The organism is Streptomyces sp. NPDC003027 (genome assembly GCF_053591435.1).
The window spans coordinates 1-13565 of record NZ_JBSFTU010000044.1 but is presented as its reverse complement, the minus strand read 5'-3'; the positions used below and the strand labels follow the sequence as shown (position 1 = coordinate 13565).

Annotated in this window: 13 protein-coding genes; 6 read left to right on the top strand and 7 right to left on the bottom strand. The window is 73.4% G+C overall.

All coding sequences use genetic code 11. The features are described 5' to 3' along the window. The first annotated feature begins 17 nt into the window (after window positions 1-17). The 3 genes from ACWDX6_RS25590 (at window position 18) to ACWDX6_RS25580 (ending at window position 2852) form a co-directional block, all read left to right on the top strand. Complete coding sequence (locus tag ACWDX6_RS25590) at window positions 18-515, top strand: Lrp/AsnC family transcriptional regulator (RefSeq protein WP_451487225.1); 498 nt, start codon at window positions 18-20, stop codon at window positions 513-515. A 49-nt stretch (window positions 516-564) separates the two neighbouring features. After that, entirely contained in the window at window positions 565-2268 is a 1704-nt protein-coding gene (locus ACWDX6_RS25585; protein WP_451487224.1) for a DUF885 domain-containing protein, read from the top strand. 137 nt (window positions 2269-2405) lie between these two features. Beyond that, a complete protein-coding gene (locus ACWDX6_RS25580) occupies window positions 2406-2852 on the top strand; it encodes an Lrp/AsnC family transcriptional regulator (RefSeq protein ID WP_451487223.1) in 447 nt (148 codons plus the stop codon). 22 nt (window positions 2853-2874) lie between these two features. On the opposite strand, the gene ACWDX6_RS25575 is transcribed toward ACWDX6_RS25580, so the two are convergent. The 3 genes from ACWDX6_RS25575 to ACWDX6_RS25565 form a co-directional block, all read right to left on the bottom strand. Next, window positions 2875-6213: an AAA family ATPase gene (locus ACWDX6_RS25575; RefSeq protein WP_451487222.1), complete on the bottom strand. Its 3339-nt coding sequence runs from the start codon at window positions 6211-6213 to the stop codon at window positions 2875-2877. Continuing rightward, window positions 6210-7379: an exonuclease SbcCD subunit D gene (locus ACWDX6_RS25570; RefSeq protein ID WP_451487221.1), complete on the bottom strand. Its 1170-nt coding sequence runs from the start codon at window positions 7377-7379 to the stop codon at window positions 6210-6212. The genes ACWDX6_RS25575 and ACWDX6_RS25570 overlap by 4 nt, the downstream gene beginning before the upstream one ends. A 256-nt stretch (window positions 7380-7635) precedes the next feature. Further along, window positions 7636-8262 carry a YigZ family protein gene (locus tag ACWDX6_RS25565; RefSeq protein WP_451487220.1) on the bottom strand — a complete coding sequence of 209 codons (627 nt, stop codon included), beginning with the start codon at window positions 8260-8262 and terminating at the stop codon, window positions 7636-7638. 114 nt (window positions 8263-8376) lie between these two features. Between ACWDX6_RS25565 and ACWDX6_RS25560 the strand changes: the two genes are divergently transcribed. Next, entirely contained in the window at window positions 8377-8799 is a 423-nt protein-coding gene (locus ACWDX6_RS25560; protein ID WP_451487219.1) for a CoA-binding protein, read from the top strand. Here the strand turns inward: ACWDX6_RS25560 and ACWDX6_RS25555 are convergent. After that, window positions 8792-9355 carry a YbaK/EbsC family protein gene (locus ACWDX6_RS25555; RefSeq protein ID WP_451487218.1) on the bottom strand — a complete coding sequence of 188 codons (564 nt, stop codon included), beginning with the start codon at window positions 9353-9355 and terminating at the stop codon, window positions 8792-8794. The genes ACWDX6_RS25560 and ACWDX6_RS25555 overlap by 8 nt on opposite strands. A gap of 44 nt (window positions 9356-9399) precedes the next feature. Beyond that, a complete protein-coding gene (locus ACWDX6_RS25550; RefSeq protein ID WP_451487217.1) occupies window positions 9400-9972 on the bottom strand; it encodes a helix-turn-helix domain-containing protein in 573 nt (190 codons plus the stop codon). Between the two features lie 117 nt (window positions 9973-10089). Here ACWDX6_RS25550 and ACWDX6_RS25545 point away from each other — a divergent pair, with 117 nt between their 5' ends. Beyond that, window positions 10090-10959: an EamA family transporter gene (locus tag ACWDX6_RS25545; RefSeq protein ID WP_451487216.1), complete on the top strand. Its 870-nt coding sequence runs from the start codon at window positions 10090-10092 to the stop codon at window positions 10957-10959. A gap of 96 nt (window positions 10960-11055) precedes the next feature. On the opposite strand, the gene ACWDX6_RS25540 is transcribed toward ACWDX6_RS25545, so the two are convergent. After that, entirely contained in the window at window positions 11056-11835 is a 780-nt protein-coding gene (locus tag ACWDX6_RS25540) for an acyltransferase (protein WP_451487215.1), read from the bottom strand. A 184-nt stretch (window positions 11836-12019) separates the two neighbouring features. Between ACWDX6_RS25540 and ACWDX6_RS25535 the strand changes: the two genes are divergently transcribed. After that, window positions 12020-12574: a gamma carbonic anhydrase family protein gene (locus ACWDX6_RS25535; RefSeq protein ID WP_451487214.1), complete on the top strand. Its 555-nt coding sequence runs from the start codon at window positions 12020-12022 to the stop codon at window positions 12572-12574. Between the two features lie 161 nt (window positions 12575-12735). Here the strand turns inward: ACWDX6_RS25535 and ACWDX6_RS25530 are convergent, their stop codons facing one another. Continuing rightward, window positions 12736-13410: a DedA family protein gene (locus ACWDX6_RS25530; protein WP_451487247.1), complete on the bottom strand. Its 675-nt coding sequence runs from the start codon at window positions 13408-13410 to the stop codon at window positions 12736-12738. Window positions 13411-13565: the final 155 nt, after the last annotated feature.

Below are 13565 nucleotides of genomic sequence, written 5' to 3'. Positions count from 1 at the left end.
CGTGTTACGTTCGCCGTATGGCCGATTCTGTCGTACTCGACGCGGTCGATCTGCACATTCTTCGCCTCTTGCAGAACGACGCACGGACCACCTACCGCGAGCTCGCCACCGAGGTCGGTGTGGCACCCTCCACCTGCCTGGACCGGGTCGCCAGGCTGCGCCGCACCGGAGTGATCCTGGGGCACCAGCTGCGATTGGATCCGGCCAAACTCGGCCGCGGCCTCGAAGCGCTTCTCCTCGTCCAGGTGCGTCCGCACCGGCGGGAACTGATCGGTCCGTTCGTCGACCGGATCCGCGCGCTACCGGAGTCCCGGGCGCTGTTCCATCTGACGGGCCCGGACGACTATCTGGTGCACGTGGCCGTCGCGGACCCCGCCGACCTGCAACGACTCGTCCTGGACGAGTTCACGTCGCGCCGCGAGGTGGCCCGTGTCGAGACCCGGCTGATCTTCCAGCAGTGGGAGTGCGGACCGCTCCTGCCGGCGTCTCCGAGCGCTCATTTGTCAGCCGACTGAGAGCGGACGGGGATGACGCGACGCCCGTGGAGAGACGAGGATGAGCCTCATGCCAGAGACTTCCAGCAGCGCGCTGCCCCGCCAGGTCGCCGACACCTACGTCGACGCACTCATCGCACTCGACCCGATCACCGGTACATACCTGGGAGTCCAAGAGAGTGCCGGTCTTCTGCCCGATTTCTCGCCCGCGGGGCAGGAGGCGGTGGCCGAACTCGCCCGCCGCACCCTGGAACTGCTCGACGAGGCCGAGCGGCGGCCGGGCGCGGACGCCGATGCCGAGCGCCGGTGCGGACGGCTGCTGCGGGAGCGTCTGACGGCCGAACTCGCCGTCCACGACGCCGACGAGGGCCTGTGCACGGTCAGCAACATGCGCTCTCCCGCGCACAGTGTGCGCATGGTCTTCACCGTGATGCCGACGGAGACCGCGGAGGACTGGAAGGCGGTCGCCCAGCGGCTGCGCGCGGTGCCGGCGGCTTTCGAGGGCTACCGGGCCTCGCTCGAACTGGGCCTGGAACGCAAGCTGCTGGGCGGCCCGCGGCCGACCGCCACCTTCGTCGACCAGTTGACCGAGTGGTCGGGGGCGGACGCGGCGAGCCCCGGCTGGTTCGAGGAGTTCGCCGCGTCCAGGCCCGACTCCCTCGATCCGGACCTGCGTACGGAGCTGGCCGCCGCCGGCCGGACCGCCAACGAGGCCGTGGTGTCCCTGCGGGACTGGATGCGCGACGTCTACGCCCCCGCGGTCGCCGGCGCGCCCGACACGGTGGGCCGCGAGCGCTACCAGCGCTGGTCGCGGTACTTCAACGGCACCGACCTGGACCTGGACCAGGCATACGCGTACGGCTGGTCCGAGTACCACCGTCTCCTGGGCGAGATGAGAACGGAGGCGGAGCGCATCCTTCCCGGCTCCGGCCCCTGGGAGGCTCTCGCGCACCTGGATGTCCACGGCACCCACATCGAGGGCGTCGAGGAGGTCCGCGTCTGGCTGCAGAACCTGATGGACGAGGCGATCGAGGCGCTCGACGGCACGCACTTCGAACTCGCCGAACGGGTACGGAAGGTGGAGTCGCGGATCGCCCCGCCCGGCAGCGCCGCCGCACCGTACTACACCGGCCCCTCGGAGGACTTCTCGCGCCCCGGCCGCACCTGGCTGCCGGTCGACGGCGAGACCCGCTTCCCCGTCTACGACCTGGTGTCGACCTGGTACCACGAGGGCGTTCCCGGCCATCATCTGCAGATCGCGCAGTGGGTGCATGTCGCCGACCAGCTCTCCCGCTACCAGGCGACGATCGGCGGGGTCAGCGCCAACGCGGAGGGCTGGGCGCTCTACGCGGAGCGGCTCATGGACGAGCTGGGGTTCCTGCCGGACGCCGAACGCCGGCTGGGCTACCTGGACGCCCAGATGATGCGCGCCTGCCGGGTGATCGTCGACATCGGCATGCATCTGCGGCTGGAGATCCCGGCGGACTCGCCGTTCCACCCGGGCGAGCGGTGGACGCCGGAGCTCGCGCAGGAGTTCTTCCAGCAGCACAGCAGCCGCCCGCCGTCGTTCGTCGAGAGCGAGATGACCCGCTATCTGTCGATGCCGGGCCAGGCGATCGGCTACAAGCTGGGCGAGCGGGCGTGGCTGCTGGGCCGGGCCAACGCGAAGGCCGCGCACGGTGACGCGTTCGACGCGAAGGCATGGCACATGGCGGCGCTGTCGCAGGGTCCGCTGGGCCTCGACGACCTGGTGGACGAGATCTCCCGCCTCTGACGGCGGAGGCGGACAGGAGCGGCGGCGGGCAGCCGGCCGCTCCCGGACAGGGCTTCCACCGCCCCGGCGCGTCCGGGCAGCGAGAACTCCCCGGGCTCGGCTTGATCGTCCGGGGATCTCCCTGCTATTTCTCGCGCATGAGCGGATACGCACCGGACGCCACCGACTGGCGGATCATCGAAGCCCTGCAGAGCCAGGGCCGCGCCAGCTTCGCCGAGCTGGCGCGTACCGTCTCCATGTCCGCGTCCGCCGTGACGGAGCGGGTGCGCCGGCTGGAGGAGACCGGGGTGATCGCCGGGTACACGGCCGTGGTCGATCAGGAGCGGCTCGGGCTGCCGATCCTGGCCTTCGTCCGGTTGCGCTATCCGCACGGCAACTACAAGCCGTTCCACGACCTGCTCGACGCGACTCCGGAGATCCTGGAGGCGCACCATGTGACCGGCGACGACTGTTTCGTCCTGAAGGTGGCCGCGCGGTCCATGGCGCACCTGGAGGAGATCTCCGGGAAGGTCATGACGCTGGGCTCGGTGACGACCAGCGTCGTCTACTCCTCGCCCCTCCCCCGGCGCGCGATCAGCCGCTGACATCCCGACGTCCCACGGTCGCTCAGCCCCGCGTGCGGAGGCGCACGGCCGAGCCGTGCCGCTCCTTGACGACCTCCAGCTGAACGGGGATCCGCCTGCGGAGGTCGGCGACGTGGCTGACGATGCCGACGCTGCGGTCCCGTTCCCGCAGGGAGTCCAGGACGTCCAGGACCTCGTCGAGCGTCTGGTCGTCCAGGCTGCCGAAGCCCTCGTCGATGAAGAGGGTGTCGAGCCGGACGCCGCCCGCCTCGTCGGTGACGACGTCGGCGAGACCGAGCGCGAGCGCCAGGGAGGCGAAGAAGGTCTCTCCGCCGGAGAGCGTCGCGGTGTCGCGTTCGTTGCCCGTCCAGGCGTCGACCACGTGAAGCCCGAGCCCGGCCCGCTTGCCGCCGGAGCGCGCGTCGGAGTGGACGAGGGTGTAGCGGCCGGAGGACATGCGCTGGAGACGGGCCGTGGCGGCGGCCGCGACCTGTTCGAGGCGGGCGGCCAGGACGTACGACTCCAGGCGCATCTTGCGCTCGTTCTCGGCGGAGGTGCCGGCGGTGAGCCCGGCGAGCCGGGCGACGCGTTCGTACTCCTCGCGGAGCGGGCCGAGCCGGCGGACCTCGGTGTCGGCCTGGCGGGAGAGCCGGGACAGTTCGGCGCATCGGGCCTGTACGGCGGCGAGAGCCGACGCCGCGTCGCGCAGGGCCCGTTCGGCGGCGGCGTGCGCCGCCTCGGCGGCCGCCACGTCGGCGGGCGGCCGGTGCGCGGCGGCCTCGGTCTCGGGCTCGGCGAGCCGGTCGGCGACGGCGGCGGCCTCCGCGTGCCAGGCGTCCAGGCGGTGCTGGAGCGCCCGCTGCTCCCCGTCGCCGAGGAGCGCGGCGGCGGCCGCCTCCGGGGTGTCGAAGCCGGCGCGGAAGGCGGCGTCGGCGAGGCGGTCGTCGGCCTCCTTCAGGCGCTGGGCGGTGAGCTCGACGGTACGTACGGTCTCGGCGGCGTCGAGCAGGATGGCGATCCGGCGCTCCAGGCGTGAGGCGTGCTCGGCGACGGAGCCCGACTCGCCCCGGCCCCGGGCCACCTCGGCCTCCAGGGTGGTCTGCTCCCGGTCGAGCGCCTCCCGCTGCGAGGTCCGCGCGGCGACCCGCCGCTCGGCGTCCCGCTGCGCCGCGGCCCTCTCCTCATACTCCCGCTCGGCCCGCGCCAGGGCCTCGCGCGCGGCATGGGTCTGCCCGGCGAGCGCATGCGCCTCGGCGTGCTGCCGGCCCAGCTCGTCGACCTCGCGGGCGAGCTCGTCGACGGTGGGCTCCGGTACGCCGGAGTCGGCGCCGTCCGCGCCGGCCCGTGCGCCCGAGTCCGTGCCGTCGGTTCGTACGCCGGAGTCGGCGCGCGTCGGGCCGCCCGTCGCCTGCTCCGGCACGGTGCCGTGGTTCGGGCGTCGGTCGGAGGGGGCGGCGGCGGGCGATTCGCCCCTGGCGCCGGGCAGAGTCGGGGCGGGAACAGACGACTCCGCCGCGGCGTCGGCCGCGTCCGTGGCATCGGGCGCCGTGGCGTGGCCGCCCGGGCGCGACCGTCCGGCCGGGTCGGACATGGGGCCCCCGGAGACGCCCGCCGCGGCCGCGACCCGCTCGGCCCCGGAGGCGACCGTCGCCGCCGGGCTCGACAGGACGTCGGCGCGGGCTGCCGCCCACGCTTCCCGGGTGACCGCGAGGTCGCGTTCCGCGGCGGTGCGGGTCTCCTCCGCGTGGGTGAAGGCGGCGTAGGCCGCGTCCTCCGTCGTACGGTCGACGTGGTCCGCGCCGGTACGGGCGGGGGCCGGGTGGTCGGCCGAGCCGCAGACCTGGCAGGGGTCACCGGGGGTCAGGGCGGCGGCCAGTTCGGCGGCGATGCCCAGCAGGCGGCGGGACTTGACGTCCAGCCAGGTCTCGTGGGCTTCGTTGCGGCGCTCGCGGGCGGCCGTCAGCCGCGCCTCGGCCTCGGCCGCCCGCAGCGCCAGGTCGTCGCGGCGGCGGGCCGCCGCCAGCCGGCGGCGGGCGGGCTCCAGACGGCCGGCGAGGTGCTCGGCCCGGGCGGCCGCCTCCTGCGCGGTCTCGATCCGGGCGGTGAGCTCGGCGCGGCGGGCCCCCCATCCCGCCAGCCAGCCGGCCGCGTCCTGGAGGATCTCCTCGTCCGCGCGGGCCTGCCGTTCCAGTACGTCGCGTTCCCTGGCGAGCTCGGCGCCGCGCCGCTCGGCGCGCCGCGCGGATTCGAGGCCGCCGAGCTCTTCGCGCAGCCGCCGCTCCAGCGCGGAGAGCTGTTCCGCGCCCGCGTCGGAAAGGTCGTCCGGCAGCAGACCGCGCGACCGCTCGCGTGCCGTGCTCGCCGAGGCGTGCTCGCGCTCGGCGTCGGCACGCAGGTTCAGGGCGGGCGCCACCAGGCCGGCCTTGCGGGCGCGTTCGAGCGTGGCCTCCCAGCGGTCCCGCTCGGGCCTGCTCGCCTCCAGTTCCCCGTGCCAGCGCCGGGCCTCGGCGTACCGCTCCTGACGGCGGGCGAGTTCCCGCTCGGTGTCGAGCGCGCGGCGGGCGGCGGCCTGCCGCTCCTCCGCCGCGGACACCGCCACGCGCGCGATGTCGAGGTGTTCGCGCGCGTCCGAGCGCGCCTGGGCCGCCCGGCTCTGGACGGCTTCGGCGAGTCCCGGCTCACCGGGCCGCTCGTCGACGACGGTGCCGCCCGCCTCCTGCGCCATCCGGTGGGCGAGTGCGAGGAGCCTCTCGTCACCCTCCCGTACCTGCTGTTCGGCCGCTCGCCGCAGATCGGCGAGCCGCTCCTCCACGGCGGCGAACCGCCGGGTGTCGAAGAGCCTTCCGAGGAGCTTTCCGCGTGACTCCGCGTCGGCGCGCAGAAAGCGCGCGAAGTCGCCCTGCGGCAGGAGCACGACCTGGCAGAACTGCTCCCGGCTCATGCCGACGAGCTGGGTGATCTCCTCGCCGATCTCCTGGTGGGAACGGCTGAGCCCGGCCCATTCACCGGTCGCGGGGTCGTGTTCACGCAGCCAGGTCTGGGCCTTCTCGGTGGTGAAGCCGCCGCCCCTCTTCTTGGGGCGCGACTGGGCCGGGCGGCGGGTGATCTCGAGCCGTCGGTCGCCCACGGTCAGGTCGAGGGTGACCTCGGTGAACGTGCCGGCCGGCGCGTGGTCACTGCGCAGCGAGGCGCCGGGGCTCTGCCGGGCGCCGGGCACGGCGCCGTAGAGGGCGTAGCAGACGGCGTCGAGCACGGATGTCTTGCCGGCGCCGGTCGGGCCGTGGAGGAGGAAGAGCCCGGCGGACGACAGGGCGTCGAAGTCGATCTCCTGGGTGGTGCCGAAGGGCCCGAAGGCGGTGATCGCGAGGCGGTGGAGTCTCACCGGCCCACCTCGCGGCGCTCCGCGTCGACGCGCACGTCGTCGAGGGCGCCGTACAGGACCGCTCGCTCCGATCCGTCCGGTCCGGCGCCTCCGCGCACATGGGCCACGAAGTCCTCCGCGATCTGCCGGTCGCTGCGGTCGCGGAGCCGCTGGGCGTAGGACGCGTGCGGGTCGTCCTCGGTGCGTTCCGGCTCGAAGACGAGGTTGAGGGTGTGCGGGAAGCGTTCGGTGAGCCGGGCCATCGGCTCGGCCGGCCGTACGGGGTCGGTGAGCGTCGCCTCGATCCAGGAGTCCTCGTGGCGTACGAGAGCGGGGTCGGCCAGCAGGTCGTCGAGGCGGCCCCTGATGCGGGCGAGCGTTCTGGGCACGGGGCAGTCGATCCGTTCGGCGGCCGCGATCTCGCCTCGCGGTCCGAGGTCGATCAGCCACATCGTCTTGCGGTGCTCGGCCTCGGAGAAGGAGTACGCGAGCGGGGAGCCGGAGTAGCGCACGCGGGGTGTGACGGTCTGGCTGCCGTGCAGATGGCCGAGGGCGACGTAGTCGACGCCGTTGAAGACTCCGGCGGGGACGGCCGCGACTCCGCCGACGGTGATGTCGCGTTCGCTGTCGCTGGGCTCGCCTCCCGCGACGAAGGCGTGTGCGAGAACCACGGAACGCGTTCCGGCGGGCCGTCCGGCGAGGTCGGCCCGGACCCGCTCCATGGCGGCACCGAGAACTGCCTCGTGGCCCGCCTTCGCGGCGCCGAACCGCTCCCGTACGAGGGCGGGTTCGAGATAGGGCAGGCCGTAGAGGGCGACGTCTCCATGGGTGTCGGAGAGGACGACGGGGGTGCCGATTCCCGCCGGGTCGGTACGGAGATGGATCCCGGCGCGTTCGATGAGCCCGGCGCCGACGCCGAGGCGGCGCGCCGAGTCGTGGTTGCCGGAGATCATCACGGTGGGGACCCCGGCGTCGGCGAGCCGGTGCAGGGCGGTGTCGAACAGTTCCACGGCGGGCAGCGGCGGGACGGCCCGGTCGTAGACGTCGCCGGCCACCAGGACCGCGTCCACCTCGTGCTCGCGCACCGTCCTGACCAGGTGGTCGAGGAAGGCGGCCTGGGCGTCGAGGAGGCCGACCCGGTGGAAGGAACGGCCCAGGTGCCAGTCCGACGTATGCAGAAGTCTCAACGTGCCGCCCCGCCCCGCACGTCTCCGCCGCCCCACACGTGTCCCTCGCTCCGCATGTCTTCCCCGCCCCGCATGTCTCCGGCCCCTGCCTGTCCGCCCCGCGTGTGTTCCGTTCTTCCGCCTCGCCCCGCCCCGCCGGTCACGGCACCCGCACGCACGGGCCTCGCGGGCAGCGGACAGCAGCGACCACGCTAGCGCCCCTGAGGACCTGGTCCCGCACGGACCGCCCGATCCCGGCCGATCACGTGTCGCCGTATCACGTGTCGCCGTACGCCTCGCCGCCGAGCTCCAGGGCCGCCGCGCCGGCCGTCACCTGGGCGAGCCATTCCCGGAAGGCCTCCACCTCGGCGTCCGGCAGACCGATCTCGATGGCGACCGCCTCGCCGTACCGCACCTCTCGCACCCCGCGCCCGGTCGCCCGCAGATCGTTCTCCAGCCTGCCCGCCCGCTGGTGGTCCACGGTGACCGTGGCGAGACGGAAGCGCTGCCGGGTGAGGGTGCCGAGGGCGTCGAGGGCCTCCCCGACCACACCGCCGTACGCCCGGATCAGCCCGCCCGCGCCGAGCTTGACGCCGCCGTAGTAGCGGGTGACGACGGCCGCGACGTACCGCATCTCGCGCCGCATCAGCATCTGGAGCATCGGGGTACCGGCCGTGCCGCCGGGCTCACCGTCGTCGCTGGCCTTCTGGACGGACGCGTCGGCGCCGATGACGTACGCGAAGCAGTTGTGCGTGGCGGTCGGGTGCTCCTTGCGGACGCGGGCGACGAAGTCCTGCGCCTCCTGCTCGGTCGCGACGGGCGCCAGCGCGCAGATGAAGCGCGAGCGGTTGATCTCGGTCTCGTGCACGCCCTCCCGGGCGAGCGTGCGGTACTGCTCCTGCATCCCGCCACCCTATGCGTCCGCCGGACGGCGGGAATCCTCCGGGATCCGCGCTCGTTCAGCCGAGGGACCGGTCAGGGGACCGGTCAGGGACCGGCGAGCCACGGGAGGCGGCGCATGAGCGGCGAGACCACGACCACCGAAGCGGACACCGTACGGAAGATCCTCACCGACACCGGCGACACCTGGGCCGTCGTGGGTCTGTCGTCGAACCAGGCGCGCGCGGCGTACGGCGTGGCGGCCGTGCTGCAGCGCCACGGGAAGCGGATCGTGCCCGTCCACCCGAAGGCGGAGACGGTGCACGGGGAGCGGGGCTACGCCACGCTCGCCGACATCCCGTTCCCGGTGGACGTGGTCGACGTCTTCGTCAACAGCGAGCACGCCGGGCAGGTGGCGGACGAGGCGGTGGCGGTCGGTGCGAAGGCGGTCTGGTTCCAGCTCGGTGTGATCGACGAGGCGGCGTACGCCCGGACCCGCGAGGCGGGACTCGACATGGTCATGGACCGCTGCCCCGCGATCGAGATCCCGCTTCTCAGCTGACGGGGACGCCCAGACCCTCCAGGACGACGGCGCCGGGCAGCTCGGCGAAGGCCTTGCCCGGGACGATGAGCTTGCCGCGGCGTCGGCCACTGCCGATCAGGACCCATGGGGTGTCCACGACGGTGGCGTCGACGAGGACCGGCCAGTCGGCCGGGAGGCCGATCGGGGTGACGCCGCCGTACTCCATGCCGGTCGCACCGATCGCCGTTTCCATCGGCGCGAACCGCACCTTGCGCGAGCCCAGATGCCTGCGGACGACCCCGTTGACGTCCACGCGGGTCGCCGAGCGGACCACGCAGGCGGCGAGCGTCGTCGACTCGCCGCGCTTCCCGGCGACGATCACGCAGTTCGCCGACGTGTCGAGCAGCCGGGAGCCGTGGTGCGTCACGAAGACGGCCGTGTCGGCGATCTCCGGGTCGGTGTCGACGTACAGGATCTGGTCGGCCGGTACGGCCCCCTGCCAGCCGCGGACGGCCGCGGCGACCGGCTCGGTCAGCAGCTCCAGGCAGTCGGGGGCGGGCCGGGCGTCGTCGAAGTCTCCGATGGGGGCGCGCATGCCGGTCACGCTAACAAGCCGGTCCCCGCCGGAGGTTGGGCGTCTCAGCGTACGGGCGGGATGGAGACGGCCATCGTCATCTCCACCCGCTCGTCGCCGTCGTTGCGGTAGGCGTGCGGCACATTGCCCTCGAAGACGGCCGAGGTGCCGGCCGGGAGGGTGTGCTCCGTGCCCTCGACCACGAGGGTGAGCACGCCCTGGGTGACGTGCAGCAGCTCGGTCGTCCCCTCCGGGTGCGGGTCGGAGGCGCTGCCGTCACCGGGCATCAGCGTCCAGGACCAGAGCTCCAGCGGACCGCGGGACTCGGTGCCGGCGAGGAGCGTGGTGTGGCTGCCGGTGGAGGTGGACCACATGCGCACCGCCTGGTCCGGGGGGACGAGGCGGACCTGGGGACCCTGGTCGTAGTCGAGGAGGGTGGTGATCGAGACCCCGAGGGCGTCGGCGAGTTTCACCGTGGTGCCGACGCTGGGGTTGGTACGGGCCTGCTCGATCTGGATGATCATGCCGCGGCTGACCCCCGCGCGCGCGGCCAGCGCGTCCAGCGTGAACCCGCGTTCGTGGCGCCACCGCTTCAGGTTCCGCGCGAGCGACTGCGTGAGCTGATCGAGGTCCGACACAATCCGTCCAATATTATGGATGACAGAGTTCAACAGACTGAACTACGGTGTGGTGTACCGCGGTGTACCCAGCTGTCCACCGCACTGTACTGCCAGACCGCACCCTGCGAGGATCCCATGACCGCCCTGTTCGCCCTGGCCACCGCCCTGCTCTGGGGGCTGGCCGACTTCGGCGGCGGGCTGCTCACCCGGCGCATACCGGCCCTGACCGTCGTCGTCGCCTCCCAGGTGATCGCGGTGGTCGTCCTCGGCGCGATCGTGATCGCCACCGGCGGCTGGAGCGAGGTCGGCCCGGACCTCTGGTACGCGGTCGCGGCCGGTGTGGTCGGCCCCGTGGCGATGCTCTGCTTCTACAAGGCACTCGCCCTCGGGCCCATGGGCGTGGTCTCCCCGCTCGGCTCGCTCGGTGTCGTGGTCCCCGTCTCGGTGGGCCTGCTGATCGGCGACCGGCCCGGGCTGCTCCAGTTCGCCGGGATCGGCGTGGCCGTCGTCGGCATCGTCCTCGCCGGCGGGCCCGAGCTGCGCGGTGCGCCCGTCCAGCGCCAGGCGGTGCTGCTCACCCTCGTCGCGGCCTTGGGCTTCGGCTCGGTGATGGCGTTGATCGCGGAGGCGTCGTCCACGCTCACCGGTCTCTTCCTGGCGCTGTTCGTCCAGCGCGTCACCAACGTCCTGGTGGGCGGCGGCGCGCTCTACGTCTCCGTGAAGCGGGGCGGGCGGGCGCTGCCCGAGGACGGCGGCGGGATGCGGGTCGTCTGGGCCGCGGCGCCGGCCCTCGCCTTCGTCGGCCTGGCGGACGTCGCCGCCAACGGCACGTACTCGATCGCGGCGCAGAACGGACCCGTCACCGTCGCCGCGGTCCTCGCCAACCTCTACCCCGTCGTGACGGCGCTCGCGGCGCGCGGAGTCCTCAAGGAACGCCTGCGCGCCGTCCAGGCGGCGGGCGCGGGCCTCGCCCTGGTGGGCACGGTCCTGCTCGCCACGGGCTGACCGGCCGCCGGCCCCGGCACGAGGCCCCCGGGCGCTGAGGCGCGGGCGGGTGCCGAGGCGCGGGCGGATCGTCGGGACAGGCCGGGGCGCCGCCGGTCAGGCGCCCTTCAGGGCGTCCTTCACGTCGTCCCCGAGCGCGTCGGCGAGCTCCAGTGCGGCGAGCGCGGCGAGCTGTTCGGGCGTCACGCTGTCCGGTATCGGCACCGGCGCGGGCGTCCGCAGCGGTGGCTGCCAGCCCTTCTCGGGGTCCCAGCGGCGCACGACGCGGGCCGGGGCTCCGGCCACCACCGAGTGGTCGGGCACCTCTCCTCGTACGATCGCGCCCGCCGCGACCACCACGTTGCGGCCCAGCCGCGCCCCCGGCAGGATCACCGCGCCCGTGCCCAGCCAGCAGCCGGGCCCGATGGCCACCGGTTCCGAGCGCGGCCACTGCCGCCCGACGGGCTCGTGCGGATCGTCGTAGCTGTGGTTGGTCGAGGTGATGTAGACGTACGGCCCGCAGTACGTGTCCGAGCCGATGGTCACCGTCGTGTCCGCGATGACGTGGCTGCCGCGTCCCAGGACCACGCCGTCGCCGAGCGCCAGGACCGTCTCCGCGCCGAGGTCGAGGCCGGGCATCATGCCGGCGGTGAGCGTGACCTGTTCGGCGATGATGCAGTGCTCGCCGATCTCGATCCAGGGCTCGCCGAAGACGGTGCCCTGCGGGAAGGCGAGCCGGGTGCCCGCGCCGAGACGGCGGAAACGCAGCCGCCCGGGGGACTCGGCGGTCACCGCACCGGCCTTCTGCGCCCAGCGCCAGCCGGCCCGCACGGCGCGGCCGACGACACGGCGCCGCAAGCCGGCGAGAGACGAGAACGTGTTTCTGTTCCTGGGCACCCGCACACGGTAGTCGCCCACGCCCCACCCGATCGGGGCGGTGCTCTGTGATGTCCGTTACGGGTGTCCGTTACGGGTCTCCCGTCGGCGATCGCGGCGCAAGGCGGTCGGCGGCGGCCGGGCGCGGGGCATCTCGTAGGGTTCCCCCAGGCGCGACCGAAGAGCGAGCGAGCAGGAGCGGACGATGACCCAGCAGGCGTTGATCAAGGGCGTGGGCGGCAAGGAGCCGCGGGTCGACCCCACGGCCTTCACGGCCCCCACCTCCGTGGTGCTGGGCGACGTCACGCTCGGCGCCCGCGCCAGTGTCTGGTACCACGCCGTGCTACGGGCGGACTGCGGCCCGATCACGATCGGCGAGGACTCGAACATCCAGGACAACTGCACCGTGCACGTCGACCCGGGTTTCCCGGTGACGATCGGCGACCGGGTCACGGTCGGCCACAACGCCACGATCCACGGCTGCACGGTCGAGGACGACGTCCTCGTGGGGATGGGTGCGACGGTCCTCAACGGCGCCCGCGTCGGAGCCGGTTCGCTCGTCGCCGCACAGGCGCTCGTGCCGCAGGGGATGGAGATCCCTCCGGGTTCGCTGGTCGCCGGTGTCCCGGCGAAGGTGCGCCGCGAGCTGACGGAGGAGGAGCGGGCGGGCATCCGCCTCAACGCGGAGATGTACCTGCACCTGGCGAAGGGCCACGCGGAGGTCTTCGAGGACGGACCCGAGGACCAGACGACCGGCTGAACCGACCCCGGCCAGGCCAACCGACCGAATCGCCCCGACCGACCTCACCGGCCCCCGGCCGAACCGGCCCGCTGGAGCGACGCGACGACCCACCCCGCCGGGAACGTACGAAGGGCGCGCCGCCGTGACCGGCACCGCGCCCTTCGTCGTACCACCGTCGCTCAGTCCCCGACCGGCACGGGCTCCTTCGCCGCCGGCACCGCGGACGCCGCGGCCTGGGACTCCGCCCGGGCCGCCGCCTTCTTCGCGCGGTTCTTCAGGACGAGCATCGAGGTGAGGCCGATCGCCACCGCGAGCACCAGCCCCAGCCAGGAGAAACGCTTCAGCCACGCCTCGGCGACCACACCCACCGAGTAGACGACGGCCGTGGTCCCGCCGGCCCAGAGGATGCCGCCGAAGACGTTGGCGAGGAGGAACTTCCAGTACGGCATGCGCAGCACGCCGGCGAGCGGTCCGGCGAAGATCCGCAGCAGGGCGACGAAGCGGCCGAAGAAGACCGCCCACACGCCCCACTTCTCGAAGGACCGCTCGGCCAGTGCGATGTTGGCCTCGCTGAAGTGCTTGGGGAACTTCTTCCCCAGCCAGGCGAGCAGCGGCCGACCGCCCTTGCGGCCGATCGCGTAGCCGATGGAGTCACCGATGATCGCGCCGGCCGTGGCGCAGGCGCCGAGGACGTACGGATTGATGTCGCCGTGCTGCGAGGCCAGCAGCGCCGAGCTGACGAGGACGATCTCACCGGGCAGGGGGATGCCCAGGCTCTCCAGCCCGATCACCACTCCCACCAGTGCGTAGATGGCGACCGCGGGGATCGTCTCCAGCCACTCCTGGACGTGCAACGCGAGTTCCTCCCGTATCGGCCGTCGACGCCGGGCCCGCCTTGTCGGCCCGAGGTCGGGGCGTGCGCGCGGCGCATCGTTCAGGGTGGTGGCGGGTGACGGGCGGGAGCTCATGTGAGGGCTCCTTCCAGAGCGGGAGCCGTACGCGTCCGGAG